Source organism: Pseudomonadales bacterium (assembly GCA_024234215.1).
In the GTDB taxonomy this organism is placed as follows: domain Bacteria; phylum Pseudomonadota; class Gammaproteobacteria; order Pseudomonadales; family UBA5862; genus JACKOQ01.
In genome coordinates, this window is the sequence record JACKOQ010000002.1 from 397,950 (window position 1) to 422,653 (window position 24,704).

The 24,704-nt window shown below is 66.2% G+C and carries 24 protein-coding genes; 18 read left to right on the forward strand and 6 right to left on the reverse strand.

What is annotated here, in order from left to right:
* The first annotated feature begins 17 nt into the window (after positions 1–17).
* Positions 18–1,412, forward strand: coding sequence for a sigma-54-dependent Fis family transcriptional regulator (locus H7A13_06240; protein MCP5332943.1), 1,395 nt, complete (start codon positions 18–20; stop codon positions 1,410–1,412).
* Between the two features lie 129 nt (positions 1,413–1,541).
* Here H7A13_06240 and H7A13_06245 read toward each other — a convergent pair whose 3' ends face one another.
* Positions 1,542–1,829 carry a hypothetical protein gene (locus H7A13_06245; GenBank protein MCP5332944.1) on the reverse strand — a complete coding sequence of 96 codons (288 nt, stop codon included), beginning with the start codon at positions 1,827–1,829 and terminating at the stop codon, positions 1,542–1,544.
* A gap of 105 nt (positions 1,830–1,934) precedes the next feature.
* Between H7A13_06245 and pcnB the strand changes: the two genes are divergently transcribed.
* The 6 genes from pcnB to acs all read left to right on the forward strand — a co-directional run bounded on the left by pcnB (position 1,935) and on the right by acs (position 8,075).
* On the forward strand, positions 1,935–3,263 hold the full coding sequence (gene pcnB / locus H7A13_06250) for a polynucleotide adenylyltransferase PcnB (GenBank protein ID MCP5332945.1): 1,329 nt from the start codon (positions 1,935–1,937) through the stop codon (positions 3,261–3,263).
* A gap of 9 nt (positions 3,264–3,272) precedes the next feature.
* Positions 3,273–3,803, forward strand: a complete 531-nt coding sequence (gene folK / locus H7A13_06255; protein ID MCP5332946.1) for a 2-amino-4-hydroxy-6-hydroxymethyldihydropteridine diphosphokinase — start codon at positions 3,273–3,275, stop codon at positions 3,801–3,803.
* Between the two features lie 51 nt (positions 3,804–3,854).
* Positions 3,855–4,640, forward strand: a complete 786-nt coding sequence (gene panB, locus H7A13_06260; protein ID MCP5332947.1) for a 3-methyl-2-oxobutanoate hydroxymethyltransferase — start codon at positions 3,855–3,857, stop codon at positions 4,638–4,640.
* 2 nt (positions 4,641–4,642) lie between these two features.
* Positions 4,643–5,494: a pantoate--beta-alanine ligase gene (locus H7A13_06265; protein MCP5332948.1), complete on the forward strand. Its 852-nt coding sequence runs from the start codon at positions 4,643–4,645 to the stop codon at positions 5,492–5,494.
* 91 nt (positions 5,495–5,585) lie between these two features.
* Positions 5,586–5,966, forward strand: coding sequence for an aspartate 1-decarboxylase (locus tag H7A13_06270; protein ID MCP5332949.1), 381 nt, complete (start codon positions 5,586–5,588; stop codon positions 5,964–5,966).
* A 171-nt stretch (positions 5,967–6,137) separates the two neighbouring features.
* Entirely contained in the window at positions 6,138–8,075 is a 1,938-nt protein-coding gene (gene acs / locus H7A13_06275; protein ID MCP5332950.1) for an acetate--CoA ligase, read from the forward strand.
* 43 nt (positions 8,076–8,118) lie between these two features.
* Here the strand turns inward: acs and H7A13_06280 are convergent, their stop codons facing one another.
* The 4 genes from H7A13_06280 to H7A13_06295 are packed head-to-tail and all read right to left on the reverse strand — an operon-like array spanning position 8,119 to position 12,013.
* On the reverse strand, positions 8,119–8,958 hold the full coding sequence (locus H7A13_06280; protein MCP5332951.1) for an alpha/beta hydrolase: 840 nt from the start codon (positions 8,956–8,958) through the stop codon (positions 8,119–8,121).
* 6 nt (positions 8,959–8,964) lie between these two features.
* On the reverse strand, positions 8,965–9,666 hold the full coding sequence (locus tag H7A13_06285) for a hypothetical protein (protein ID MCP5332952.1): 702 nt from the start codon (positions 9,664–9,666) through the stop codon (positions 8,965–8,967).
* 17 nt (positions 9,667–9,683) lie between these two features.
* The gene (locus H7A13_06290) at positions 9,684–10,772 is read right to left on the reverse strand and encodes an alcohol dehydrogenase catalytic domain-containing protein (GenBank protein MCP5332953.1); all 1,089 of its coding nucleotides are present in this window, start codon (positions 10,770–10,772) and stop codon (positions 9,684–9,686) included.
* Between the two features lie 59 nt (positions 10,773–10,831).
* Positions 10,832–12,013 carry an acyl-CoA dehydrogenase family protein gene (locus tag H7A13_06295; GenBank protein ID MCP5332954.1) on the reverse strand — a complete coding sequence of 394 codons (1,182 nt, stop codon included), beginning with the start codon at positions 12,011–12,013 and terminating at the stop codon, positions 10,832–10,834.
* Positions 12,014–12,130: 117 nt separating this feature from the next.
* On the opposite strand from H7A13_06295, the gene H7A13_06300 reads away from it, so the two are divergent.
* Positions 12,131–12,427, forward strand: coding sequence for a hypothetical protein (locus tag H7A13_06300; GenBank protein MCP5332955.1), 297 nt, complete (start codon positions 12,131–12,133; stop codon positions 12,425–12,427).
* Between the two features lie 24 nt (positions 12,428–12,451).
* Here H7A13_06300 and thpR read toward each other — a convergent pair whose 3' ends face one another.
* On the reverse strand, positions 12,452–12,976 hold the full coding sequence (thpR, locus tag H7A13_06305; protein ID MCP5332956.1) for an RNA 2',3'-cyclic phosphodiesterase: 525 nt from the start codon (positions 12,974–12,976) through the stop codon (positions 12,452–12,454).
* A 229-nt stretch (positions 12,977–13,205) separates the two neighbouring features.
* On the opposite strand from thpR, the gene cas6 reads away from it, so the two are divergent.
* From cas6 to csx16, 10 genes are all read left to right on the forward strand, one after another.
* On the forward strand, positions 13,206–14,204 hold the full coding sequence (cas6, locus tag H7A13_06310) for a CRISPR system precrRNA processing endoribonuclease RAMP protein Cas6 (GenBank protein ID MCP5332957.1): 999 nt from the start codon (positions 13,206–13,208) through the stop codon (positions 14,202–14,204).
* Positions 14,205–14,257: 53 nt separating this feature from the next.
* Complete coding sequence (locus H7A13_06315; protein MCP5332958.1) at positions 14,258–15,391, forward strand: TIGR02584 family CRISPR-associated protein; 1,134 nt, start codon at positions 14,258–14,260, stop codon at positions 15,389–15,391.
* Between the two features lie 3 nt (positions 15,392–15,394).
* Positions 15,395–16,549: a DUF1887 family protein gene (locus H7A13_06320; GenBank protein MCP5332959.1), complete on the forward strand. Its 1,155-nt coding sequence runs from the start codon at positions 15,395–15,397 to the stop codon at positions 16,547–16,549.
* 73 nt (positions 16,550–16,622) lie between these two features.
* Positions 16,623–17,681, forward strand: coding sequence for a hypothetical protein (locus H7A13_06325; GenBank protein MCP5332960.1), 1,059 nt, complete (start codon positions 16,623–16,625; stop codon positions 17,679–17,681).
* Complete coding sequence (gene cas10 / locus H7A13_06330) at positions 17,678–20,662, forward strand: type III-B CRISPR-associated protein Cas10/Cmr2 (GenBank protein MCP5332961.1); 2,985 nt, start codon at positions 17,678–17,680, stop codon at positions 20,660–20,662. The genes H7A13_06325 and cas10 overlap by 4 nt, the downstream gene beginning before the upstream one ends.
* Complete coding sequence (locus H7A13_06335) at positions 20,659–21,864, forward strand: type III-B CRISPR module-associated protein Cmr3 (protein MCP5332962.1); 1,206 nt, start codon at positions 20,659–20,661, stop codon at positions 21,862–21,864. The genes cas10 and H7A13_06335 overlap by 4 nt, the downstream gene beginning before the upstream one ends.
* Before the next feature lie 17 nt (positions 21,865–21,881).
* Entirely contained in the window at positions 21,882–22,796 is a 915-nt protein-coding gene (gene cmr4, locus H7A13_06340) for a type III-B CRISPR module RAMP protein Cmr4 (protein ID MCP5332963.1), read from the forward strand.
* A 2-nt stretch (positions 22,797–22,798) separates the two neighbouring features.
* Positions 22,799–23,200 (forward strand): type III-B CRISPR module-associated protein Cmr5, encoded by a 402-nt coding sequence (locus tag H7A13_06345; GenBank protein ID MCP5332964.1) that lies wholly within the window; start codon positions 22,799–22,801, stop codon positions 23,198–23,200.
* Positions 23,197–24,414: a type III-B CRISPR module RAMP protein Cmr6 gene (gene cmr6 / locus H7A13_06350; protein MCP5332965.1), complete on the forward strand. Its 1,218-nt coding sequence runs from the start codon at positions 23,197–23,199 to the stop codon at positions 24,412–24,414. Before H7A13_06345 ends, cmr6 begins: the two co-directional genes overlap by 4 nt.
* Positions 24,411–24,704 carry a CRISPR-associated protein Csx16 gene (csx16, locus tag H7A13_06355; protein ID MCP5332966.1) on the forward strand — a complete coding sequence of 98 codons (294 nt, stop codon included), beginning with the start codon at positions 24,411–24,413 and terminating at the stop codon, positions 24,702–24,704. Before cmr6 ends, csx16 begins: the two co-directional genes overlap by 4 nt.

Below are 24,704 nucleotides of genomic sequence, written 5' to 3' on the forward strand. Positions count from 1 at the left end.
TGCCGAGGTCGTGAGTAATGAAGTCGACCCCCAAGGTGCTCATCATCGAGGATGAGTCGGTCATCCGCTACGCGCTGCGCCGTCTGCTGGAGCGCAACCAGTTCAAGGTCAGCGAGGCCGGTTCGGTGGCCGAGGCCCAGACGAAGCAGAATCTTGACGAGTTCGACATCATCATCAGCGACCTGCGCCTGCCCGGTGCGCCGGGCACTGATCTGATCAAGCTGGCGCCGGCGACGCCGGTGCTGATCATGACCAGTTACGCCAGCCTGCGCTCGGCGGTCGATGCCATGAAGATGGGCGCGGTCGACTACATCGCCAAGCCCTTCGACCACAACGAGATGCTGGGCACGATCCGCCGCATCATCGCCAGTCACACGCCGACACCGGTTGCCGCCGACGGCGCCAACCACGGCCTGCCCGGCATGGTCGGGCGCTCACCGGCGATGCAGGCGATCTACAGCCACATCCACAAGGTGGCCAGGACCGCCACCACCGCGCTGATCCAGGGTGAATCGGGCACCGGCAAGGAGCTGATCGCCAAGGCCATCCATGCGCTGGGACCACGCCGTGACCAACCGCTGATCAGCATCAACTGCGCGGCCATTCCCGAAAGCCTGATCGAATCCGAACTCTTTGGCCACGAAAAGGGCGCCTTCACCGGCGCGACCGCCAGCCGCACCGGCCTGGTCGAAGCCGCCGATGGCGGCACCCTCTTTCTGGATGAGATCGGCGAACTGCCGCTGGAGGCCCAGGCCCGCCTGCTGCGGGTGCTGCAGGAGGGCGAGATTCGCCGCATCGGTTCGGTCGAATCGAAGAAGGTCGATGTGCGTCTGATCTCGGCCACCCACCGCGATCTGGCGCGCATGGTCAAGGAGAACCGGTTTCGCCAGGATCTCTACTACCGAATCAATGTGGTGAAGATCGAACTGCCGCCGCTGCGCGAGCGCGGCAGCGACATCCTCGAGATCGCCGAACACATTCTCGACAAGGTTGCCCAGCGTCTGGGGCGCTCCGCGCTGCGGTTCTCGCCCAACGCCATCCAGGCCATCACCACCTACGGTTGGCCCGGCAATGTCCGCGAGCTCGAAAACGCCATCGAACGGGCGGTGGTGCTCAGCGAGCAGCCGGTCATCGACCACCCGCTGCTCGGCATCGATGTCGAGTTGATCGAGGTGGCCGAACTGCGCAGACAGCAGGAAAGCAAGGGCACGGTGCCGTCAAAGATCGCCTTTGAACCGCAGGAGGGGCTGTCGCTCGAGGATTACTTCCAGCAGTTCGTGCTGCAGCATCAGGACCAGATGAGCGAGACCGAGCTGGCGCGCAAGCTCGGCATCAGCCGTAAATGTCTGTGGGAGCGCCGGCAGCGCTTCAGCATCCCGCGCAGTCGCACACCCGCCAAGAGGGCTGGCTAGCCGCCTGTCACCGCAACGCCGTGCCGCGATGTTACCTGTCGCGCGGCGTGGTCCCCAGAACGAGGGGGACGGTAACAGAAAACTGTTTCCCCGCCGTTTAGCAAACCACGATAATATTTCAACTTGTTGTTATTTAAGTGAATTTAATTTTGGCACGCCAAATGTATAGGAAGAGGACATAACAATAACAATAAACAATAAAAACGACGCTTCGGGTACAACAACAATAATTGCGCAGCCACCTGAGCTGCCGATCCGAAGAGGCAGATCGAGGTGCAGCATCGTTGTGATAACAACAAGCAGGTTTGGCTCATAACAATAACAATCCGGCGCTGGCCGGCAAATCTGTAAAACAAAGACACGGCGCGGCAGCTTGGCTCTTGAGTGACACACCTTGCAGTGGAATGCCTCAGGCATTCCACTGCAAACTCATCTGAAATCCACTTCCCTTCTTTCGGCTCGACGCGGTATCGATGTGGCGTGGTGTATACTTCGCGCGCGGATTTTGTTGCCACAGGTCTCATTGCCATCGAACAGACGCTTGCCAAGCCGACCGTCATCCCCCGTGACGCCCACACCCTCTCCCGCAGTCAGGTCAGCGCCGCCGCGCTCAAGGTGCTCTATCGGCTGAAGGATGCCGGTTTCGCGGCCTATCTGGTGGGTGGCTGCGTGCGCGATCTGCTGTTGGGCCTGACACCCAAGGATTTCGACATTGCCACCGATGCGATGCCGGAGCAGGTCACTCAGCTCTTTCGCAATTCCCGGGTGATCGGTCGCCGTTTTCGCATCGTGCATGTCCGTTTCGGCCAGGAGACCATCGAGGTCTCGACCTTTCGCGCCCATCACTCGCCCTTCGACGAAGAAGATCCCGACACTGAACCGCTCGAGCGGCGCCGTTCCGACAGCGGCATGATCCTGCGCGACAATGTCTATGGCCGGGTCGACGAGGATGCCGGACGGCGTGACTTCACCATCAACGCGCTCTACTACGACATCCGCGACTTCACGCTGCACGACTACGCCGATGGATTGCGCGACCTGAACGCCAGGCAGATCAGGATGATCGGTGACCCGGCCATCCGCTACCGCGAGGATCCGGTGCGCATGCTGCGCGCGGTGCGCTTTGCCGCCAAACTCGACTTCACGCTGGCCGAGGAGACCCTCAAACCGATCAGGACGCTGCGCACCCTGCTGCTGCAGGTGCCTGCGGCACGCCTGTTCGATGAGGTGATCAAGCTGTTCCTGACTGGCCATGGATTGAGCTCGTTTCAACTGCTGCGGGCGCACGGCCTGTTCGAGACGCTCTTTCCAGCCACCCAGGCCAGCATCGAGGCCGCGACACCCTTTGCCGTTGCGCTCATCGAAGCGGCGATGCACAACACCGACCTGCGCCTGGCCGAGGAACGTCCGGTCAATCCGGCCTTCATCTTCGCGGTGCTGTTGTGGCCGGTCCTCACGATCCGACAGCAGCAGCTCCAGCATGACGAGGGGCTGCCGCCGATCGCGGCACTCCATCAGGCCGCCCACGAGGTGCTGGGCGAGCAGGTGCGAATCACGGCCATTCCGCGCCGCTTCTCCACCATCGTCATCGAGATCTGGGAGCTGCAGTGGCGGCTGCCCCGACGCACGCCAGCGGCGGTGGCCAAGCTGATCGCGCATCCACGCTTTCGTGCCGGCTACGACTTTCTGCTGCTGCGCGAACAGGCGGGTGAAGCGCTCGATGGTCTCGGTCAGTGGTGGAGCAGCTATCAGATTGCCGACGAGGCTGAGCGGACGGCATTGGTCGCCACTGTTACGGCCCCCAAATCCAGGCGCCGCAGCCGGGTGCGGCGGCGCAAATCCCGCGACTGAGCCATCTGCATCGTGCGTTGCCATATCGCGCTGGGCAGTAACCTGGATGAGCCGCTGGTGCAGATTCTCACCGCCTCCCGGGCGTTGGCGGAAATTCCCGACAGCACGCTGGTTGCGCTCTCCAGTTGTTACCGCAGCGCACCGCTGGATGGGATGGACCAGCCATGGTACGTCAATCGGGTCGCCGCGCTCGACACCCAGCTGTCACCGGAAGCGCTGCTCGATGCACTGCAACGGATCGAACGGCGACAGGGCCGCATCCGCACCGTGCGCTGGGCGTCCCGCACGCTCGATCTCGACCTGCTGCTCTATGGTGACCTGGTGATGGAGAGCCCCCGGCTGCGGATTCCCCATCCGGGAATGGCGACGCGGAACTTCGTGCTGCACCCTTTGGCGGAACTGGTGGGCGACCTTATACTGCCGACCGGGCAGCGGCTGAGCGAGCTGTGTCGGTGCTGTACCGATGCTGGCCTGATCCGCATCGATCTCACCGCCGTGGAACCGGCGATCGCCGGGCCCGCGCTCACCCACGGCCGCTGACCCTGCGAACCGCATGCCCAGTCAGACAGAAGGAGCCACCGCGTGAATGCCATGACCCTGAACAGCCTGCGGGCGCTCAAGCGCGACGGCAAGCGGTTTTCCTGCCTCACCGCCTATGACGCCAGCTTTGCCCACCTGCTCAGCAGCAGCGGCATCGAAGTGCTGCTGGTCGGCGACTCCCTCGGCATGGTGGTGCGCGGCCATTCGTCGACCGTGCCGGTGCGGATGGAAGAGATGGTCTACCACACCCACTGTGTTGCCGCCGGCAACCAGGGTGCGCTGCTGATGGCCGACCTGCCCTTCATGAGTTACACCACCCCAGCCCAGGCACTGGAAAATTCGGCCCGGCTGATGCAGGCCGGCGCCAACGTCGTCAAGCTGGAGGAGTGCCAGCAGCTGGTCGAGATCATCGCCGCACTCAGTGGCTGCGGCATTCCCAGTTGCGCCCACATCGGTCTGGCCCCCCAGAGCGTCAACAAATTGGGCGGCTACCGGGTGCAGGGACGCGATGCCACGGCCGCGCAGGCGATGATCGAGCATGCCGTGGCACTCGAAGAGGCCGGTGCCGACCTGCTGCTGCTCGAATGCGTGCCCAGCCGGCTGGCCGAGACCATCACCCGGCAACTGACCATTCCGGTCATCGGCATTGGTGCCGGTGCCGCCACCGATGCCCAGGTGCTGGTGCTGCATGACATGCTCGGCATCACCCCCGGCAAGCCACCAAAGTTCGTCAGGAATTTCATGATCGGGGCCGACAGCATCCAGCAGGCCATCACCGGTTATCGCGATGCCGTGCTCGACGGCACCTTCCCTGGCCCGGAGCAGAGCTTCTCCTGACGATGGAGCTGCTGCACGCCATCGAACCACTGCGCGCACGGCTGCATGCACGGCGGCGTGCCGGCCACCGCATCGGCCTGGTGCCGACCATGGGCAATCTGCATCAGGGCCATCTCGATCTGGTCGAACGGGCGCGCGCACAGTGTGACGCCGTGGTCGTCAGCATCTTCGTCAACCCGTTGCAGTTCGGACCGCAGGAGGATTACGACAGCTATCCGCGCACGCTGACCGCCGATTGCGCACTGCTGGAGCCATTGCAGGTCGATTGGCTGTTTGCCCCCAACGTCGCCGAGATGTACCCGCAGGGTCAGGGGGCTGGAGTGATCCGCGTCGGCACCCCGGCGATCGCCGACATCCTCTGTGGCGCCAACCGTCCCGGCCACTTCAGCGGCGTGACCACCGTGGTCAGCAAGCTGTTCAACATCGTTCAGCCCGACCGGGCCTATTTCGGCGAGAAGGATTACCAGCAACTGGCCATCATTCGTGCGCTGGTGCGTGACCTCGACTTTCCGATCACCATCACCGGCGTGCCGACCCGCCGCGAAGCCGATGGCCTGGCGATGAGTTCGCGCAATGGCCGCCTCAGCAGCGACGATCGGCAACGGGCGCCACTGCTTTACCGGGCGCTGTGCGAGACGGCCGACCGCCTGCGCGCCGGTGACCGGAACCTCGATCAGCTCTGCGCACAGGCCCGTGACACTCTGACGGCAGCCGGTTTTGCCGTCGATTATTTCACCGTTCTGGCCGCCGATGATCTGTCGCCGGCACTGCCAGCGCAGCGGAATCTGGTCATTCTGGTGGCGGCCAAAATCGGCTCGACCCGGCTGATTGACAATCTGGTGGTAAATGTTTGAACGGGGTAATTCTTTGCGGCATACTGCCGCCCACGCTTTCCGGCAGGAATCCGGAAAGAGGCTATAACTCCAGCTGAAGAGGTGTGGCTGTATGGAATCCATCATGCTCAAGGCCAAGTTACATCGGGCATGTGTCACCCATGCCGAGCTTGAATATGAAGGTTCGTGCGCGATCGATGGCCAGCTTCTGGATCTGGCTGGCATCCGTGAATATGAGCAGATTCAGATCTACAACGTCGCCAATGGCGAGCGTTTCACCACCTATGCCATCCGGGCCGAAGAGGGTTCGCGGGTGATCTCGGTCAATGGCGCGGCCGCGCACAAGGCCAAGCCGGGTGACCGGGTGATCATCTGTGCCTATGCCCACTACAGCGCAGCCCAGCTGGCCAGCTTCAAGCCCTCGCTGGTCTATCTGAACGAAGACAACACCGTCAGCCACGCCAGCAACTCCATTCCGGTCCAGGTGGCCTGACCCTCCGCTCTTTCTGTACCGCCCGGCGCACCGCACCGGGCGGTTGCCCGACTCCACAGGCGACGAGTACACTCTCGGCACATCCACAAGTCACGTCCTGCCTCTCTGCAAGAGGGCCAGCGTCGACTTGGCATGCCATCACCATAAGCCACGCCGATGCAGGGAGTCACAGTGTCCGAAATCCATCTCCACCAGGTTCCAGAGAGCGCCAGGGCGCGTGCGCACATCACCCGCGACGACTATTTGCGGATGTACCGCAGCTCGATCGAACAGCCCGAGCAGTTCTGGGCCGAACAGGCGCAGAAGTTCCTCGACTGGTCCAGCCCCTGGAGCACCGTGAGCGAATCGGATTTTCGCCAGGGGCAGGCCAAATGGTTCATTGGCGCGACGCTGAATGCCGCCTACAACTGCATCGACCGCCATCTGCCGCAGCGGGCTGATCAGGTCGCCATTCTCTGGGAGGGGGATGATCCGGCCGACTCGAAGAAGATCACCTACCAGGAGCTGCACCAGCAGGTCTGCCGGCTCGCCAACCTGCTGAAGGCGCGCCAGGTCAGGAAGGGGGACCGGGTCTGCATCTACATGCCGATGATTCCCGAGGCCGCCTATGCCATGCTGGCCTGCGCCCGGATCGGTGCGGTCCACTCCGTCGTCTTTGGCGGCTTCTCGCCGGAGTCACTGAAGGACCGGATTCTCGACTCCGACTGCCGGCTGGTGATCACCGCCGACGAGGGGCTGCGCGGCGGCCGGCGGGTGCCGCTCAAGCAGAACTGCAACCAGGCGCTGGAGCGCTGCCCCGATGTTCATTCGGTCATCGTCGTGCGCCGCACCGGCGGTCCGATCGACTGGGTCGATGGACGTGACATCTGGTACCACGAGGGCATTGCCAGCGTCGCCAGCGATTGTCCGGCCGAGCCGATGGATGCCGAGGATCCGCTCTTCATCCTCTACACCTCCGGTTCGACTGGCAAACCCAAGGGGGTGCTGCACACCACCGGCGGTTATCTGTTGCAGGCCGCCATGACCCACAGGTATGTCTTCGACTACCACGATGGCGACATCTACTGGTGCACGGCCGATGTGGGCTGGGTCACCGGCCACTCCTACATCGTCTATGGCCCGCTCGCCAATGGCGCCACCACTCTGGTCTTCGAGGGGGTGCCCACCTACCCCGATGCCTCGCGCTTCTGGCAGGTGATCGACAAGCATCAGGTCAACATCTTCTACACCGCACCCACGGCCCTGCGGGCCTTGATGGGGCAGGGCGACCAGTATGTGACCCGCAGCGGGCGTCAATCGCTGCGCACGCTCGGCACGGTCGGCGAACCGATCAATCCCGAAGCCTGGGAGTGGTACCACCGGGTGGTCGGCGAAGGGCGCTGCCCGGTGGTCGACACCTGGTGGCAGACCGAAACCGGCGCGATCATGATCTCGCCGCTGCCCGGTGCCACCGACCTCAAGGCCGGCTCCGCCACGCTGCCATTCTTCGGCGTCAAGCCGGAGCTGCTCGATGCCGAGGGCCACATCATCAACGGCGCCGGCAGCGGCAACCTGGTGATCGCCCGCAGTTGGCCCAGCCAGATCCGCACCGTCTTCGGTGACCACCAGCGCTGTGTCGACACCTATTTCTCGACCTATCCCGGCTATTACTTCACCGGCGATGGCGCCCGTCGCGACGAGGATGGCTACTACTGGATCACCGGTCGGGTCGATGACGTGCTCAACATCTCCGGCCATCGCCTCGGCACCGCCGAGATCGAGAGTGCCCTGGTGCTGCATCCGGCGGTGGCCGAAGCGGCGGTGGTCGGCTATCCCCACCCGATCAAGGGACAGGGCATCTATGCCTATGTCACATTGATGAACGGGGTTTCGCCCAGCGATGCGCTGCGCAAGGAGCTGATCGACCTGGTCAGCAAGGAGATCGGTGCCATCGCCAAGCCGGACATCATCCAGTGGGCACCCGGCCTGCCCAAGACCCGCTCCGGCAAGATCATGCGGCGCATCCTGCGCAAGGTGGCGGCCAATGAGCTCGACAACCTGGGCGACACCACGACGCTGGCCGAGCCGGCCGTCGTCGATGACCTGATCAAGCACCGCGCGCTGCAATAGCGCGCTTGCCGTCAGGGGGTGCTCTTGCCTCCCTGACGCAGTTTCAGCGTGGCCAGTCGCGCGGCTGGTCGTAAAAGGCCCGCTCGATGAACTCCGCCACCCGCTGCCATGCCGTGGCCGTGGGTGACGGCTGCGGCCCGCTTGGCGGCAGGTAGTCGCCATGGCCATAGCCACTTCTGATCTGCCAGGGCCGCTCGACCAGATGGGCCGACCCGGCCGACGGGCCACCGTAGCCGAGTGCCGGCCGGGCGGTGATCGACTCGCCCTGCAGCAGGTCGGAGAGCGGATCGCCGACACGGAACGCCAGCTTCAGCACCTGATCATCCCTGGAGGCGAGCACGACGATCCGCTCGGCATTGGCGGCGGCCCGCTTGAATTCGGCCTCCAGCACGTCATGGTCGACGGCGGCCGCGGTCAGACAGAGCAGATGCAGCCGCCGTGACATGCGCTGTGCCGCGCTCAGGATCAGCCGGGCACCGAGACTGTGCGAAGCGAACGAGATGCTCTGCGCCGTTGCCAGCCAGCGGTCACAGAAGTCGGCCAGCAGCCGGCCGCAGTGGTTGGCATCGTTGCCCTCGAACGGGTAGTTGACCACCGGCAGCCAGGCATCGCCGGGCCAGAGGATGCCGATGAAGAGATCGGGTTCCGGCAGCGCCAGCCGGTTGTCGAGCCGGCCCAGCGCGCGGGTCCCCTCGGCATAGTTCACATTGAAGCCATGGCTGAGGAACAGCACGTTCTTTCCGGCGAACAGCGGCGGCAGCTCATGCCACTGCAACGCGCGCAGGGCCGGCTGCGGCTGGTTGCCATCGCCCTCCAGCAGGTAGGGCTCGACGATGCCGCCGTCGATGGCCGCGGCGCGAAAGTTGAGGTAGAGGTTCTGCATTGCGGCTCAGCGGCGTTTCGAGGCGGCAATCGCCGAGACCGCCGACGACAGTGCCGAGGAGAGATCCTTGGCGATCGGCGCCAGCGGCACCGACAGCGCGCCGACCAGCAGTGCCAGCAGCGCCTGCTCGGAGCAGAGGTAGGCCAGGGTGCCTTCCGACGACAGCAGTCCGCCGCCGACCAGGGCCAGTACCATCGCGGTGACGGCCGCGAAGGCCTTGGCCGAGTTGCGGTAGAGCTGGTCGGCCCGCTCATAGCCCAGATCGAGCAGCGCGCTCAACACCGTGTCGAACTGCCCGAGCAGGTTGATCTGCGCTGGCGTCAGTGGCGTGCCGTTGGCGATGCTGTCGGCCAGCTGTTGCAGCGCAGCCGGCGCAAGGTGGGTGGCCCTGGCCAGTTTGCTGGCGTTGTCCTGGGTCAGCGTCAGCCGGATCAGCGCCTTGGCGGCGGCCTTCTGCTCGGCCTTGCCGACCCCGTTGAGCCAGTTGGCGCGCAGGGTGTCGAGAATCTGCGGCGCACCCAGCGCGCTGTCGCCGGGGTCGGGCAGAAAGGGGCGCACCGCTGTTTCGATGTGGCCAAACCCCGGGTTGGAGGCGCCGCCGCGAATCGCCTTGGAGGTGTCGACCAACCCATAGGCGGCGGTGCCCAGCGCGGCGATGGCGGCGATGAGGCTGTCGATGTTGCTCAATATCAGCTCGGGCGGTGGCATGGGCGGCTCCGTGCTGTTTACAGGGACGGATCGATGGAGATGTGCACGCCCTGCTCACCGGCCACCTCGTTGCCGAGGGTGAGCAGCGCCTTTTCGGTGTCGCGCAGTGGCAGGGTGTGGCTGTGCATCAGCTCCAGCGGGAATTTGCGGCTCTCGATGATGCGGATGGCCGCCTCGTAGGAGTCGAAGTCGACCGCCAGCGCGCCGATCAGCGTCAGCTCCTTCATCATGATCTTGTTGCTGGGGAACTCCTGCACCGGCTTGTACTTGGCGCCGGCCAGCACGATCCGGCCGGCCTGCGCGGCCAGATCGAGCGCATCGCAGACCGGCTGGGTGGCGCCGCTGGTCACCTCGACCACCACCTGCGCCATCTCGCCGTTGGTCATCTCGCGCACCACCGCGACCACATCCTCCTGCTCGACATCGACCGTGCGGTCGGCACCGAAGGCCCGCGCGATCTCCATCTTGTGCGCATCGACTGCAAGGCCGGTGACGATCACCTGGCCGGCCCCGGCCGCCTTGGCGGCAACCACCGAGGCCAGTCCACGCTGGCCGCAGCCGAGAATGACCACGGTCTCGCCGATCGCCGTCTTCGGCAGTTGGCTGGCCCAGCGCACACCGGCACCCAGTGGGTTGAACATCACCGCCAGTTCGGGCGCCAGCGCGAGATCGACCTTGTGCACCAGACTGTGCGGATCGAGGTACATGTAGTCGGCATGGCCGCCCCACAGCGATGGGCGCTCATCGACACTCTTGTAGCCATAGGCGTGGATGAAGCCGGCACCGGCACGGCAGAGGTTGTAGCGACCCTTGACACAGGGGCGGCAGAAGCCGCAGGGCAGCATGGTTTCGAGCGCCACCCGGTCGCCTTTTTTCACCCCCCAGCGCTCGCTCGCCCTGGCGCCGATCTGCTCGATGATGCCGATCGGTTCATGGCCGGGAATGACGGTCAGATGGATGCCGTTCTTGTACTGCGACCAGTCGCTGCCGCAGATACCCGACTGTTCGACGCGCATGATGGCGTCGTCGTCGCCGATCTCCGGCACTTCGTAGTGGCGCATCTCGAGCTGGCGGATGCCGGTCTGGACGATTGCCCGTGATTTCATGGTCTGCTCCCTGGCGTTGGCGCCATCTTTATTGGAAGGTCACGATCAAAAATGTTGTCTCAGCCAGGTGACCGGCGCCCCGCCTGCCGCAACCGCTCACGGGCGATCACCCAGCGATGCACCTCGCTCGGCCCCTCGAAGATGCGCATCAGCCGCACCTGCTGTGCCATCAGTTGCAGTGGCAGCTCCTTGGTCATGCCCATGGCGCCATGGACCTGCATGGCATGGTCGATCACGTCGCTGGCCAGCTCGGTGCCGTAGAGTTTGATCATGCTCGCCTCGGTGCGCACATCGCGGCCGCTGTCCTGCTTGACGGCGGCATCCCACAGCATCAGCCGCAGGCAGTGGATGCGGGTGGTGGCATCGGCCACCCACCACTGTACCGACTGCCGATCGGCCAGCAACTGGCCAAAGGTGTGGCGCTGGTTGGCGTGGTCGCACAGCATGTCGAGCGCGCGGCCGGCCATGCCGAGACACCAGGCGCCCATCTGCAGCCGGCGCACCACCAGCCGCAGTTGCATCGGTGCGAAACCTTGCCCCTCGTTGCCGAGCAGCTGGCTGGCCGGCAACCGGCACTCGTCGAGCAGCACTTCGCAGGTGTAGCCGCCGCCGACCATCGGAATCTTGCGGGCGATCCCGAATCCCGGCGTGCCGCGGTCGACCAGAAAGGCCGAGATGCCGCCACGCGACCCCTTGGCCGGGTCGGTGACCGCCATGACGATGGTGAAGTCGGCCTTGTCGGCCCGGCTGATCCAGATCTTGCGGCCATTCAGCACCCAGTCGTCGCCATCGCGGCGGGCGCGGGTGGTCATGCCGGCCGGATCGGCTCCGGCACCCGGTTCGGAGATGGCGATCGCCGAAAGCGTCTCGCCGCGCGCGTAAGGCTCCAGATACTTGCTGCGCTGTGCTGCGTTCGCAGTGGCCAGCAGCATGTGCAGATTGGGCGAATCGGGCGGAAAGCTGAACGGCACCACCGTGCGGCCGAGCAACTCGTTGACGCCGGTCAGTGCCAGCGCCGGCAGGTCGGCGCCGCCGGTCTCGGCCGGGGCATCCAGCCCCCACAGCCCGAGTTCGCGGCATTTGGCGTGCAGTGGCTGCTCTTCCTGCGGTGTCAGACCGAACCCCTGGCCGCTGGCTTCGCGGGCCAATACCACTGACTCCAGCGGCATCAGCTCCTCATTGACGAAGCGTTCGACGGTCTGGTTGAGCAGCCGGTACTCTTCATTGAGCTCGAAATCCATGGTGCGCCTTGATTGTTCTTATCGGGTCGCCACAGCTCCGCCGCATAAATACCACGCGGCGCGCAGCGAGACCAGCCCGACACCGCACAAAGCGCCTCGGCGACGGTGGACAGCACCATGAGCGAGAGCATCACCCTCAGCGAAGCGTGTCTGGACCTCTCCGAGCACTCGCTGCAGGTGATCGACCGCCTCAAAGGGCTGGTCGATGAGATCGCGCAGGGCAACATCCAGAACTCCTCGGCCACCGAGCAGCAGTCGAGCGTGGCGACCGGAATCAGCAGAAACACCCTGCAGATCTCCGAACTGGCCAGCGAGTGCGTCCAGCATGCGCGCGAAAATGCCAGCAGCAGCGACACCCTGCGGGAGATTGCCGCCGAGCTGAAGAGCCTGGTGTCGCAATACCGCCTGGGGTGATGCACGCTGCATCAGGACGCTGCATCACTGGCCGAGCGGCGCCTGCGCCAGCACCGAGTAACCGCCGCCGCCCGCGACCGGCGATTGAAAGAGTGTGACCGCTGTCACCGGTTGACGCAGTGACAGCACCTGCTCAAGTGGATGGGCAGCGGCAATGCGCCGGCTGTGCCGACCCAGCCGCGCCAGCGTCAGATGGGGCCGAAACGGCTGCGTCTGACGCGGGTGAAATGCCTGCAACAGCGCATCATGCAGTGCCGTGAGCGTCGCGCTGGCGAGGCACTCCGCCCACAACAGACGCGGCTGGCGTGGATCGGGCGCATAGGTCAGCCGTACCAGCTCCAGCGTGAAGGCAGAAAAGCCGCCGGACACCCGAGCCAGCATGCCGGTGACGGCACTGAGGTCGGTTTCGTTCCACGGCGGCACCAGCGTCAGGTGAATGTCGGCGACGGCCACCCGCCGCACCTCAGGGTCGGCCAGCACCGCGGCCCGTTCCGCCAGCGCCTCGGCCAACGCCGCCGACGCCTTCAGACCGATGAAAATGCGAGGCATTGCAGCTCACCTCATGCAGCGATGTTCATGTTGCGGCATGCTGTTCCGCATGTGAGCGCAGCGTGAGAATGCGGTCCATTCCGCACCGGACCGCTGCACTTCGGGAGCAGGCCGCGCGGCATCGAAAAGGCCACTGTTCCAGGCGCCGTTGCTGTGGCAAGCTTGCCGTGCTCCCCGGCGCCGTGCTTTGCGTCGACAATGGATGCAGCTCGAAACAGGGAAGCGAAAAATGACGCCAGCAGCATCCAGTGACATCGCGTCAGACGAGACCGATGTGCAGCACGCGGATCCAAGCATACCCCTCGCCCGCCACCGCCTGCACCTGATCGCCGAAACCGCCGTGCGCCTGCCGGCCTACGCCGGCTCCAGCTGGCGCGGCGCGCTCGGCCATGCGCTCAAACGCACGGTCTGTGTCACCGGCGGCCGCCACTGCCCGGACTGCCTGCTGTACCGCTCCTGCGTCTATCCCTATGTGTTCGAGACGCCGCCGCCCGAGCGCGCCGAGAAGCTGCGCAAGTACCCGGCGGCGCCGCATCCGTTCGTCATCGAACCCTGGCCCGACTGCCGTGACCTCGCGCCCGGTGAGACCTTTGGCGTCGACCTGGTGCTGATCGGCCGCGGCCAGGGCCAACTCGCCTACTTCATCGAGGCGCTGCGCCGCGCCGGGCAGGGCGGCATCGGCAAGGGCGCGGCGCGGGGCGAGGGCCGCTATGCCCTGGCGTACGTCGAGCAGGAGACCGCCGCCGGCTGGCAGACCATCTACACCGCCGGCGGGCGGCTGGAATCGCAACCGTCGCACACGCCGAACATCCCGCCGCTGCCGGCCGGCCCGGTGTGCATCGAACTCTCGACGCCGTTGCGCCTGAAGGTGGCCGAGGACCTGGTCACGCCGGAGCGGCTGCGGTTTCGGGATTTTTTCTCGGCGCTGCTGCGGCGGCTATCGCTGCTGAGTTATTTCCATACCGACACGCCGCTCGACACCGACTTCCGCGCCCTGGTCCAGGCCGCCGAGGCGGTCGCGCTCACCGACGCCGATCTACGCTGGCACGACTGGATGCGCTACTCGGCGCGCCAGGATGCGCTGCTGCAGATGGGCGGTCTGGTCGGCACCTTCACGCTGCCCGGCGCGGTGCTGGCGCCGTTCTGGCCCTATCTCTGGCTCGGCCAGTGGACCCACGCCGGCAAGGGCGCGGTGATGGGGCTGGGCCGTTATCGACTCATCGTGTAACGGCAAGCTTGCGGCGAGGAAGGATGGACGCGCACCGAATGCACACTGCGGACATGAACACGCCCGATCCCATTCCCCGCGACCCCCCCGACTATCCGCGCCGCGTGCTGCTGGCGGTCAGCGGCCTGTCGCCGCAGATCGTCACCGAGACGCTCTATGCACTCGCGGTGCGCACCGAGCGGCCGTGGATTCCCACCGAAATCCTTCTGCTCACCACCGCTCGCGGCGCCGAGCACGCGCGGCTGAACCTGCTCTCCGGCGATCGCTGGTTCGGGCGCCTGCGCGCCGACTACGGCCTGCCGCCGATCCATTTCGATGCCGATTGCATCGAGGTGATCCGCGATGCCACCGGCGCGCCGCTCGGCGACATCCGCAGCCAGGCCGACAACGATGCCACCGCCGATGCACTGACCGAAGCCGTGCGCGCGCTCAGCGCCGATCCGGATGCGGCGCTGCACGTCTCCATCGCCGGCGGGCGCAAGACCATGGGCTATTACCTCGGCTATGCGCTATCGCTGTTCGGCCGCGCCCAGGACCGGCTCTCGCACGTGCTGGTGGATGAAGGCTACGAGGGCCATCCGCAGTTCTACTACCCAAGCCCGGGTGAGCGCGTGATCCACACGCTCGGGCCCAACCCGCGCCCGCTCGACTGCCAGCGCGCCGAGGTGACGCTGGCCGAGATTCCCTTTGTGCGCCTGCGCGAAGGCCAGCCGCAAGCGCTGCTGGCAGGCAGCGCGCGCTTTTCGGACGTGGTCGCTGCCCTCAACCGGGCACTCGCCCCGCCGCGGCTGGTGATCGACGTCACCGACGGGCAGGTCGAAGCTGGCGGTCGGACTGTACCGATGGCGCCGGCGAATCTGGCTTTTCTGCTCTGGTTCGCCCGCCGCGCCCGCGAAGGGCTGCCCGGCCTGCGCCGGCCGGCCGAAGGCGTGCCGGATGCCGACTATGCGCAGGCGTACCGTGCCGCATACGACCACCTGCAAGGACTCAACGCGCGCATCGAAGCCCGCTACCGCGACGGCATGTCGCAGGGCGACTTCGACGAACGGCGCACACGCGTGAATCAGGCTCTTCTGGAGGCGCTCGGCCCGCGCGAGGCGGCGCCGTATCTCATCGCCGGCACCGGCCGGCCGAAAACCTATCGCCTCGACCTCCCGGCCGGGGCGATCACGATCGAGGAGAACTGAACCATGCTCCAAGCGCCGCGCCATCCCGCGCCGCAGATCCATGTGTGCCTCGTCTCCGACCAGGCCGCGGCCAACCTGCTGCCGGCGCTCGATCCCGCGCTCAAGCCGCGTGAAGTGGTGCTGATGGTCAGCGGCAAGATGCGGGCGCGGGCCGACGCGCTCGAGTCCGTGCTGCGAGAGGCCGGCGTCGGCGTGAGCCGCGTCGATCTGGCCGACGAGCATGACTACGCTCGGCTCGAAACCGCGCTGTTGGAGGTCGCCAGCGAGCGCGACGGCCAGTCCATTGCGCTCAACGTCACCGGTGGCACCAAGCTGATGGCCTTGGCCGCGCAGGCAGTGGCGGTGGCGGCCAACTGGGCGGTGTTCTATGTGGATGTCGACACCGACGAGGTCATCTGGCTGGTTCCCGACCGGCATCGCCAGCCGCTGCAACAGCAGCTGCGCCTGCGCCACTACCTGGGCGGTTACGGCTTCAGCCTGGACGAGGGCATCGAGCGCCCGCGCCGTGAGCAACGCCACGACGACCTGCTGCGCACCCTCATTACCCAGGTGGGCAGCCTGGAACAGCCGCTCGCGCAACTGAACTGGCTGGCCCAGCAGGCCGAGGACCGGCGCAGCCTGCACGCAACGCTGACCGAACAGCAGGCCGACTCGCGTGCCCTGGACGCGCTGCTGCGGGAATTCGAGGACGCTGGCGCGCTCGCCAAGGAAGGCGCCAAGCTGATCTTCGCCAGCGAAGCCGAGCGCGACTTCGTCAAGGGCGGCTGGCTGGAGCGGTATGTATTCCAGACGGTAGACGGCCTCAGCCGCGAACTGGAACTGCGCGACAAAGCCGCGAACCTCGTGGTGCGCGATCCAGGCGGCGTCAAGAACGAACTCGACGTCGCCTTTCTGGCCAGGAACCGGCTGTTCGTCATCGAGTGCAAGACCGCGCGCATGGACCAGCCCGAGGCGCCCAAGGCCAACGACACCCTGTTCAAGCTGGCCGAGATCTGCCGCCGCGTCGGCGGGCTCGGCACGCGCGGCATGCTGGTCAGCTACCGGGGGCTGCGCGAGGAGGAAAAGCGCCTTGCAGCCGCACTGCGCATCGAGCTGGCCACCGGCGGCGAGCTGGCGCGGCTGAAGGAGAAGATCAGAGGCTGGGTGGGCGTGCAATGACGGCAAGCTTGCGAATCCGCTGCCCATTGAACTCTGGCCCCCATCATGGCGACCGAAACGACGGAACCGAACGATGAAAAAACTCGAATACGAACTGCGCTTCCTGACCCCGGCCTTTCTCGGCAATGCCGAGCAGAGCGCCCAGTGGCGCACACCGCCGATCAAGGCGCTGCTGCGCCAGTGGTGGCGGGTGGTGTGGGCGGCCGAAAACGGTTTTTCCAATGACGTCGCGGCGATGCGGCGCGAGGAGGGGTTGTTGTTCGGCGTCGCCAGCGACGGTGAAGGCGACAGCCGCAAGAGCCGCATTCGCTTGCGACTGGACCGGTGGGACGAAGGGGCATTGAAAAAGAGCCAATGGCCACCGGACGACACAGTGCTTCACCCGGAGGTCCAGAATCGTCAAGGACAAGCGATGCAAGTTGGTAGCGCGCTTTATCAAGGATTTGGCCCTCTCATCTATGACAGGGAGCGCAGGTCAACGACACTCAAGGCCAACGCCGCCATCCAGTCAGGCGAATCCGCCGGGTTTTCGCTCGCCGTACCGGACACCGACACGCTGGCCCTTGAACGCGCGCTGGCGCTGATGCACGGCTTCGGCACGCTCGGCGGGCGCAGCCGCAACGGCTGGGGCTCGTTCGTGCTTACGCCGCAGGGCGACACCGGCCCGCTGGCTTTAGACCTGCCGCTGCGGCTGTGGCGCGACTGCCTGGATCGCGACTGGCCGCACGCCATCGGTGGAGACGACAAGGGCCCGCTGATCTGGCAGACCGCGCCGCAGCCAGACTGGAAAGCGCTGATGAAGACGCTGGCGGTGGTCAAGATCGGGCTGCGCACGCAGTTCGTCTTCACGACCGGCAAAAACGCACCGAATCCCGAAGATAGGCACTGGCTGAGCTACCCGGTCACCAACCATTCGGTTCAGCCGTGGGGTGGCAACGCCCGCCTGCCCAACAGCCTGCGCTTCAAGGTCCGCGCCTTGCCGGACGGCAGGCTCGCCGGCGCGATCTTCCATGTCCCCTGCCTGCCGCCAGCCGCATTCCGACCGAATCGCAGAGCAATCGAAGGCGTCTGGCAGCACGTGCATGCATTTCTGGACGCACCCCAACAACAGCTGACCCGGAGCCCGGCATGAGCAGCGATCGCCTGTGGCAAACCAAACTCGCCGCCCGCCTCCACGATCCGGCGGAAAAGGCGCTGGTGCTGCTGCGCGACCCGGCCGGGCACGAGGGCGGCAGCATCGTCGAGGTCGGCAAGGCCGTCGGGTTCGAGGCCCATTGGCACACGCGCCGCGACGGCTCGCAGGTGGAGCGTTTGAAGCTGCCTTACGACATGGAGCGCATCGTCGGCCAGGCCGATCGCTGGGCAGCGGCGGCCGACCGCGCGCAGTTCCCGCGCGACGATCAAGAGCGCTTCGTTTCCTGGGCACGGGTGCACTTCGCTGATCACGGTGAGCTGCTGCACCCACTTTCAGGCGAGCGTTACCCGGTGCACGGTATCGGCCAGGACGTACTGGCCGGCCATATCCGCGCCGCCAGCTCAGACCTGTTCAAGTCGCTCATCCATCGCGATGCGGACGGGGCGGTCGATCCGCGGCTCACGGCGCTGGCGTTCTGGCGTTTCGGCCCCGAACTCGGGCGCGAGCTGCAGGGCATCGGTCATCTGTGGAGACTGCTGCCGGCCGACACCCGCACGCCGGATCACAGCATCTGGCAGCACCTCGATCTCACCTCCGCGCTGGCCGGGGCGATGACGGACGGCGGTCGACCGGCGCTGCTGACGGTTTCGATCGGGCCGGTGCAGGAGTTCATCGCCGCCGGCCGGTCCACCTCCGACTTGTGGGCCGGCTCGCACTTTCTGTCCATGTTGGCCTGGCAGGCCATGCGGGTGGTCGCCGCCGAATACGGTCCGGATGCCATCCTGTTTCCGCAGTTGCGCGCAGTGCCGGTGGTCGATCTGTGGCTGATCGAACAAGGGCTGCGCCCTGACCTGTTCGGCCATGCCGCCTGGAACGACACCGCGACCGACTACAACCCGCTGTTCGTCGCCGCCCTGCCCAACAAATTCGTCGCCTTGGTGCCTGAGCAGGCCGGTGTGCAACTGGCCGGGCGTATCCGCGACCGGCTGCGTGAGTGGGCCATGCAGACCGGGCGGGCGATGTTGGATCGGGTGCTGCGGGAGATTGGGGAAACACCCGACGGCCAGCACTGTTACACACAGCTCGAAGACCAACTGCGCGATTTCCCGCAGGTGCACTGGTCGCTCGTGCCCTGGCTGGAACAGCCCGCACTCGAAGCCGCGCTGCGGCCTTTCTATTCTGCCGACGGCAACAAACGCCCTGGCCTGTTTGGCAGCAAGGTCTGGGAGACCCTGACCGCGCCGATCGAACCGGCGCAGGGATGGCGCTTCTGGGAGCCGAACGACGGTACGCTTTACCCGGCGGTGCACGACTTGGGCGAGCATTATCTGGCCGCCGCCAAAACTGCGCGGCCATTTGGCCAACTCCGGCAGCAGGGCTACCGCGATGCGCTGACCGGCGAGTACGAATGGCTGACGCTCGACGAAAACCAGCTCGCGCAGGGCTCGCCGCGCCAGCGCACTGACACATTGTGGGCGCGAGTGGCGTGCCGGCGTCCCAATTGGGCCAAGGGCGATAAAGACGGCCGCAAGGCCGAGCATCTTTCCGCCTTCGGCCTGATCAAGCGGCTGTGGCCCGAGCAGTTCGCCGCCTGGGTGCGCGCGAGCCGCTGGTTCCGGGAACTGGCCGACAAGGCCGACTTGTCCCGTTACGTTGTTTCGACTCATGTGATGGCGCTGGCGCCTGCACTCGAACGTCTGATGCGGCAGGGGCCGACGGACGATGAGGCGGCCAAACGCGCCTACGACGAGTTGGCGGGGGCGGTGGCAGATCAGGATCTCAAGCGCCTCGCCCTGCCGCGGCGTTTGATGCGCCGCGAACTGCGCGAAAAATCCTGGTGGGAAACGGCGTCGCGGCTCCCGACGCTGTTGGAGCAGGCGAGCGAACGCGCTGACGAGGCCGAGGAAGACCAGCGTATCGAGCGTGTCCTCGGCCGGATCGAAAAAGCCATCGGCGGCCGTGTGGAGCGCTATTACGCCCTGCTGCTGATGGACGGCGACCGGCTCGGCGCTTGGCTGGCCGGTGAGCCGTCCCTCACCTTCGAGCAGACCTTCCATGAACGGGTCAAGGCCGGTCTTAAGAACTACCGGCATCCGGCGCTCGACGCTTATTTGCAGATGCGCCGCCCCGTGTCGCCGTCCCGGCACATGGCGATTTCATCCGCGCTCAATGGCTTTGCGCTGGACCTGGTACGCCAGGTGGTCGAGAGCGAGTGCCTGGGCAAGGTGCTCTACGCCGGCGGCGATGACGTCATGGCCATGCTGAGCGTGCGCGATCTGTTCAAGGCGATGGCGCTGCTGCGCAGCGCCTATTCCGGCGGGCTGCCGCCGGATGCAGCCTTGCCTGCGCATCAAAGCGAGCTGCAACTGCAAGGCGGCTTCGTGCGCCACCGTGATCGGCTCTATCAGGTGATGGGCCGTCACGCCACCGCCTCCACCGGCGCCGTGATCGCCCACCACCAAGCGCCACTGTCCGCGGTGCTGCGCGAGCTGCGTGCGGCGGAAAAGCGCGCCAAGGCGTATCGCCGGCCGGATGAAGACGGCCAATGGGTCGATCGCGATGCGTTCTCGATCACCGTCATCAAACGTTCCGGCGGCGCGCTACACCTGACCGAGAAATGGGGCGAGCCGGTGAAGTTGCTGGACGACACCATCGCCTTTCTGGCTACCGAGGGCACCTCGCGCCGCGCCGTCTACAACACGCTGGAATGGCTGACAGATCTGCCCGACCCTAAGGCGCAGCCGGACATGCTGCACGCCCTGCTCGGCTACCAGCTCGCGCGGCAGGCGCGGGGCACGGCCAAATCGCAGGCGCCCGAGCTGGCGCGCCGGCTCGCTGCGCTCACCAGCCAGCAGGAAAGGAACGGCCTCGACTGGCTGCGCAACTTCCTGTCGGTGGCCGAATTCCTGGCCCGGGAGACCCGCACGGGCGCACCTGCCACGCAACCGGCCGCCGCGGCCCAGGGAGCCCCCGCATGAGCACCAGCGTTTTCATCGAGCCGCTGGACGTGCTGCTGCTGCGCGGCAACAAGCTGTTCGGCGACCCCGGCAGCCATGGCGAGGCGCTGATCCCGCCCTGGCCGTCGGTGGCGGCCGGCGCCTTGCGCTCGCGCATGCTGGCCGACGACGGCGTCGATCTGGCGGCCTTCTCGCGCGGGGAGGTGGATCACCCGATCCTGGGCACGCCGGCCATACCGGGGGCGTTCACCGTCGCCGGCTTTCATCTGGCGCGCCGCTACGCGGACGGGCGGGCGGAACTGCTGATGGCGCCGCCCGCCGACCTGGTCGTGTTCGAGGCGGAGGGCGATCGGCTTTTCGCCGTGGCGCGCATGGCGCCGACCCCGCCCGCCGCCGGGCTCGCCAGCTCTGCGGAGCTGCCGCTGCTGCCGGTGCTGGCGCAGGCGGATCGGCACAAGCCGGCCGGCGGCTATTGGCTGACCGAAGCAGGTTTCGGGAAATATCTAGCTGGACGAGTGCCCGACGATGCCCAGATCGACTGGGTCAAATCGAACGCGCTGTGGCAGTTTGAGCATCGCGTCGGCGTCGGGCTGGACGCCGCGCAACGCCGCGCCAAGGATGGTCAGTTGTTCTCGATGCAGGCGGTGGCGATGCTCAAACGGGGTCATCGCCTCGACAGGCGCAACGAGAAAGAGCAGCCGGTGGGGTATGACGTGGGCTTTCTCGCCACCGTCAGCGGCGCCGAGCCGCCGACCTCCGGCCTCGTGCGCCTGGGCGGTGACGGCCGCGCCGCGGCGCTGCATCCGGTGAACGACTACCGGCCACCGGCACCGGACTACGAGGCCATCGTCGCTGCCAGGTGCTGCCGCTTGCTGCTGACCAGCCCCGGCCTGTTCGCGGGCGGCTGGCTGCCCAGCGGCGCCAACGCCGCCACCCGCCGCGCCGATGGCGCCATCCGCTTCGAGTTGCACGGGGTTTCCGGCTGGCTTGTCTGCGCCGCCGTGCCGCGCGCCGAGGTGGTGTCGGGCTGGGACCTGGCGCGCTGGCAGCCCAAGCCCGCGCTGCGCGCCGCGCCCACCGGCAGCGTCTGGTGGCTCGACGAGCTGGATGCCACACCCGATGCGCTGCGCAAGCTTGCCGAAACCGGCCTGTGGCGCGAGCCCTGCGACGATGCCGCCCGCCGCGCCGAAGGCTTCAACCGTATTGCCATCGCAGCCTACTGATTCCAACGGAGTCCGCCATGTTTCAACAACAATCAGCCCTGTTCCTTTACGCGGTCAGTCCCGTCCACATGGGCGCCGGGCAGGCCATCGGCGTCATCGACAACCCGATCCAGCGCGAGCGCCACACCGGGCACCCCTGCTTTGCCGGCTCCGGCATCAAGGGCGCGCTGCGCCATGGCTTCGAGGCCATCGGCGGCGATGCCAAGCTGATCGACCGCCTGTTCGGCCCCGAATCCGGCAGCAGCGACCTGCACGCCGGCGCCGTCAGCTTCGGCGATGCCCAGCTCGTCGCGCTGCCGGTGCGTTCGCTCAAGGGCGGCTACGTCTACGCCACCTGCCCGCAGGCGCTGGCGCGGGCGCAGCGGCTGCTGGCATTGAGCGGCGCTGCGGCGAGCTGGCCCGCGCTCACCGTCGATCCCGGCCACTGCCTGCTCGCCAATCCCGCCCTGTTGTCGGGCGACAAGCTGCATCTGGAAGCCTTCGAGTACACGGCCAAGGTGAGCCAGCAGTTGCCGGCGCTGTCGACCGATCTCGCCGCCAGGGCGCTGCCGGCTGATCCCGCCTATGCGTTTTTCGTCGACAAGATCAAGACCGATCTGGTGGTGCTGTCCGACACCGACTTCGGCTACTTCGCCGAGCACGCGATGCTGGTCGAGCCCCATGTGCGCATCGACGAGAACACCGGCACGGCCAAAGGCGGCGGGCTGTTCTACACCGAGAACCTGCCGCCGGAATCGCTGCTGATCGCCCCGCTGATGGCCAGCCAGACGCGCACCCCCATGAAAAAGGAGGAAAAGGAAGGCTGGGAAAACGACGCCAAGGATGTGCTGATCAAGCTCACCAGCCTGCTCACCGCCCGGCCGCTGTTGCAGCTCGGCGGCGATGCCACCACCGGCCGCGGGCTGGTGCTGGCCAAAGTGGTGGAGGGCTGAGCATGGCGACGAACACGAAAGAGCAACCGCGCCAGACGCTGGAGCAATTGCGGGCGCAGGATGCCTGGGACAAGGCCGGCGATGGCATCGCCCGCCATGGCAAGGACTACGTCAACGACGCCAAGGGCCTGCCGGCGCTGATCATGAACTCCGGCCTGATGCAGGTGGTGGCCTACCTCCAGGACAAGGGCGGACGCCATGACACCCTCGGCCAGCACCTACGGCAGTGGTTGCGACGTCGCTTTCCGCAGCAGATTACCGGTGACGACTTCCCGTCCTTCATGCAGTCCTTGCTGAAGATGAAAGAGCCAGGCGACTACCAGGCCATCACCGCCGAAGCCTTCGCCTGGCTGCGCTGGCTGCGGCAGATGGCCGCGGCGCGCAATGGAGACAACAACGCATGAGCATTGCAGCGGTTCCCTACTATCTTGGCGAGGATTTCCGCGAGGCGTCGCCGGGGATGCGGTTTGGCATGTACTTGGCGGCATGGGAAAGCGCTAACTGGGCCAAGACCAAAGATCAGCCTCTTGCCGGGGCAAAGCGCCTGACGGACAACGACCGGAAAACGATGCAGTCGCTGTGCAAGCGTCAGAACCTGCTGTTCGACACGATTCCGCCCGCCGAAGGGTTGCGCCTCGACGCCAGGGCCACCGCACCCTTCACCACTGGGCTTGGCAACGAACACCCGCTCGAAAACGGCTTTGCGTTCCTGAACCCCTACGGCCTGCCCTACCTGCCGGGTTCCGGCGTCAAGGGCGTGCTGCGCCAGGCGGCGCGGGAACTGGCCGGCGGCGATTGGGGCAATGCGCACGGCTGGCGGGGTGATGACGAAAAGCCGTTTTCCGTGGTGATCCAGAACAAGACGGTCGCGCTCTCGGTGTGCGATGTGCTGCTCGGGCGCGAGTCGCGGGACGGGGACTCCGATCATGTCCGCGGCGTGCTGTCGTTCTGGGACGTGATTCCGCAGATTCAGGGCGACCACCTGCACGTCGAGATCATGACCCCGCACCAGGGCCACTACTACCAGCAAAGGCAGGATCGCAGGGCCGGCGACAGCGTCTCTCCCCACGAATCCGGCCAGCCCATCCCCATTCCGTTTCTGACCGTGCCGCCCGGCTCCGGCTTTGCCTTTCACGTGGTCTGCGATCTCGCCCGCCTGCACCGGCTGGCGCCCGCACTGGCGCAGGACGACCGTTGGAAAACGCTGCTCACCGCCGCCTTCGAGCACGCCTTTGAATGGCTCGGCTTCGGTGCCAAGACCGCGGTGGGGTATGGGGCAATGGCGCGAGATCAAAAGGCTGAAGGCGCACGGAAGGCAGCGCTTGAAGCGAGCGAACGGGCTGCCGCCCGCGCAGTGATGAGCGAGCAGAAACAGACGATCGAAGACTTTCGGGAAGCGTTCTACACGGCGCGCGACCGCGGCGCACACCAGCCGGGCGGCGAATTCGATGCCAAGCGCCTGGCTCTTTTCAAGGCTGCTTTGGAGTGGAGCGATGCCATTGATCGGCAGGGTGCGGCCGAACTGCTGCGCGAGACCATCCAGTGGAGTGGCTTGCCCGGTAAGAAAGAGCGCAAGCAGGAATTTAAGAGCTGGCTGGCCACGTTGGAGCGTGAATGACCACCTTCTTCGTTTCCCGCCACCCCGGTGCCGCCGACTGGGCGCTGGAGCAGGGGCTGGCGGTAGATCGCGCCGTGGCGCACCTCGATCCAGCCGAGGTAGAGGCCGGTGACGTGGTGATCGGCACGCTGCCGGTGAACCTCGCGGCGCAAGTCTGTGCGCGCGGCGCCCGCTACCTGCACCTCACGCTCGATCTGCCGGCCGACTGGCGCGGGCGCGAACTCAGTGCTGCCGACATGGCCGCCTGCGGCGCACGCATCGAGGAATATCGCGTGCAGCGGGAGGGCTGA

Excerpts from the sequence above, each read along its gene's own strand:
- H7A13_06240 (MCP5332943.1), top strand. The coding sequence starts at position 18 with ATGAAGTCGACCCCCAAGGTGCTCATCATCGAGGATGAGTCGGTCATC.
- H7A13_06245 (MCP5332944.1), bottom strand. The coding sequence starts at position 1,829 with ATGCCTGAGGCATTCCACTGCAAGGTGTGTCACTCAAGAGCCAAGCTG.
- panB (MCP5332947.1), top strand. The coding sequence starts at position 3,855 with ATGACCCTGAACAGCCTGCGGGCGCTCAAGCGCGACGGCAAGCGGTTT.
- H7A13_06265 (MCP5332948.1), top strand. The coding sequence starts at position 4,643 with ATGGAGCTGCTGCACGCCATCGAACCACTGCGCGCACGGCTGCATGCA.
- H7A13_06270 (MCP5332949.1), top strand. The coding sequence starts at position 5,586 with ATGGAATCCATCATGCTCAAGGCCAAGTTACATCGGGCATGTGTCACC.
- H7A13_06280 (MCP5332951.1), bottom strand. The coding sequence starts at position 8,958 with ATGCAGAACCTCTACCTCAACTTTCGCGCCGCGGCCATCGACGGCGGC.
- H7A13_06285 (MCP5332952.1), bottom strand. The coding sequence starts at position 9,666 with ATGCCACCGCCCGAGCTGATATTGAGCAACATCGACAGCCTCATCGCC.
- H7A13_06290 (MCP5332953.1), bottom strand. The coding sequence starts at position 10,772 with ATGAAATCACGGGCAATCGTCCAGACCGGCATCCGCCAGCTCGAGATG.
- H7A13_06295 (MCP5332954.1), bottom strand. The coding sequence starts at position 12,013 with ATGGATTTCGAGCTCAATGAAGAGTACCGGCTGCTCAACCAGACCGTC.
- H7A13_06300 (MCP5332955.1), top strand. The coding sequence starts at position 12,131 with ATGAGCGAGAGCATCACCCTCAGCGAAGCGTGTCTGGACCTCTCCGAG.
- thpR (MCP5332956.1), bottom strand. The coding sequence starts at position 12,976 with ATGCCTCGCATTTTCATCGGTCTGAAGGCGTCGGCGGCGTTGGCCGAG.
- cas6 (MCP5332957.1), top strand. The coding sequence starts at position 13,206 with ATGACGCCAGCAGCATCCAGTGACATCGCGTCAGACGAGACCGATGTG.
- H7A13_06315 (MCP5332958.1), top strand. The coding sequence starts at position 14,258 with ATGAACACGCCCGATCCCATTCCCCGCGACCCCCCCGACTATCCGCGC.
- H7A13_06320 (MCP5332959.1), top strand. The coding sequence starts at position 15,395 with ATGCTCCAAGCGCCGCGCCATCCCGCGCCGCAGATCCATGTGTGCCTC.
- H7A13_06325 (MCP5332960.1), top strand. The coding sequence starts at position 16,623 with ATGAAAAAACTCGAATACGAACTGCGCTTCCTGACCCCGGCCTTTCTC.
- cas10 (MCP5332961.1), top strand. The coding sequence starts at position 17,678 with ATGAGCAGCGATCGCCTGTGGCAAACCAAACTCGCCGCCCGCCTCCAC.
- H7A13_06335 (MCP5332962.1), top strand. The coding sequence starts at position 20,659 with ATGAGCACCAGCGTTTTCATCGAGCCGCTGGACGTGCTGCTGCTGCGC.
- cmr4 (MCP5332963.1), top strand. The coding sequence starts at position 21,882 with ATGTTTCAACAACAATCAGCCCTGTTCCTTTACGCGGTCAGTCCCGTC.
- H7A13_06345 (MCP5332964.1), top strand. The coding sequence starts at position 22,799 with ATGGCGACGAACACGAAAGAGCAACCGCGCCAGACGCTGGAGCAATTG.
- cmr6 (MCP5332965.1), top strand. The coding sequence starts at position 23,197 with ATGAGCATTGCAGCGGTTCCCTACTATCTTGGCGAGGATTTCCGCGAG.
- csx16 (MCP5332966.1), top strand. The coding sequence starts at position 24,411 with ATGACCACCTTCTTCGTTTCCCGCCACCCCGGTGCCGCCGACTGGGCG.